1 protein-coding gene is annotated in these 1,749 nt (G+C 59.7%); it reads right to left on the reverse strand.

Annotated elements, in window-relative coordinates; genetic code table 11:
• Positions 1-78 precede the first annotated feature (78 nt).
• The coding region (locus ACOSYY_RS18895; RefSeq protein WP_421664437.1) for a multiheme c-type cytochrome at positions 79-1,749 on the reverse strand (1,671 nt) is incomplete at its 5' end.

Raw genomic sequence — 1,749 nt, forward strand, 5'->3', positions numbered from 1 at the left:
GCAGGCCTAGTGACGGGAGGATCTTCACCCCTGACGGACGTGACACCGAATCACTCAGGGACGACGTCGCGTTCACTGCTACTTCTGGCGACGCCGCCAGCCCGCGATGGCCATGGTGCCGGCGAGCACCATGCCTCCGCCCAGGCTGCCGAGCGACAGCTTGCCGGTCTCGCTCTCCAGATCCAGCAGCCCATGCTTCGCCTGGCCTTCGAGCTTGGCCACCCGCGCTTGCAGCTCCAGCTTCTCCTTGAGCCGCGTGTCATCATCCATGATTTCCACATAGGCCCGGTTCATGGCCGCCCAGCCCACCGTATAGGTATACCCCCAGTACTGGTGCGCCAAGCTGACATGCAACTGCACCAGGTGATCTTCGGCCATTTCGAACAGGCGCAACTCATTGGCCGCCGGATTATTCCCCTTCGACCAATAGATCTGGAAGAACTTTTCAAACCCATCCGTCTCCGGCGCCGGCGGGGCCGGCCGATTGGTCTTCTGTCCCGTCAACAGCCCGGCCTTGTACTGCTCCTCCACCACATGATGCGCTTCATCGTACTTATCCAACCCGGAGAAGGTGCCGTTATCCAGGAATTCCATCCAGGCCCGCGCATAGGTTTCCGAGTGACAATTGGTGCAGGTCTTCACCCACGCATCGTTCCGCTTTTCCGACCACTCCGTCTTGATGTTCTCGCGAATTCCGGGCACGAACGGATAGTTCGCCCAGCGCACTTTCCGCACGACGTTGTGCGCAATCTTGCCTTGGTACTCCATGTGGCAGTACTGGCAGGTGGGGGCGGTTTCGGCCCCTTTGGCCATCGCTTCTTTAATGGGAATATTGAAGTTCCAATGGTCTTTATCGCGCTGATACTTCAACCCGTGCTTGGACAGGTTGTACGCTTCCCAGTTGTTATGGTCGGCCCCGCTGTGACATTGCGCGCAGACCTCGGGCTTGCGGGATTCCGCCACGGAGAATTCATGCCGCGCGTGACAGGTATCGCACTTGTTCTGATTGACGTGACAGCCCGTGCAGCCGTCGGCAATTTCCCGCTGCGGCATCGCTGCATAGACTTCCACTTCGACGTTGGCCCGGTAGTCCAAGGCATGCGACGGCCGCCCCTTGGGCCACTGATCTTTCGGCCACGTGATGGTATCGCGCTCCGATTCGCGCTCGGCAAACTCCTGCAAATGGCACGTGCCGCACGTGTCGGCCGTGGCCAACCGGATATCCTTCCGGTGATCGGCTTTGTTCTTGGCATTGACCTCAAAGTGGCAATCGATACAGCCGACTTCCTTCAGCTTTTCCCCTTTGCCCAATTTGCCGATCGAGCGCAGATTCTCTTCGACGGCTTCGAGCTTGGCCTTCTTGTAGAAGGTCTCGTCCTTCGGGGTCAGCTTCCGAATCTTATCCAGGTTCGCGTGCGTGCTCTTCTTCCAGGCGGCCACCCAGCCCGGCGATTCATCCGTATGGCACTTGACGCATTGCTCGCGGCTCGCCACTTCTTTCACCGCCTGCGGGGGCTTGTAGAAGGTGTGCGGATCGAAGTACTTGCTGAACGAGACCGGCTGCCAATACTCGCCGTACTTGCCCTTCCCGGTCCCCGTCGCCGGATCCAGATACCGCTTGAGCAACGCCTCGTACAGTTCCTTCGGCGAGGCCGACCGCTCGAGCTTCAACGCCTCGTAGGTCTCCTTCGGAACGGTGGGGAAATTCGCCTGCGCCTGAACAGCGGTAAACACGCCGCAGACGACCAG

This window comes from Nitrospira sp. BLG_2, assembly GCF_049222245.1.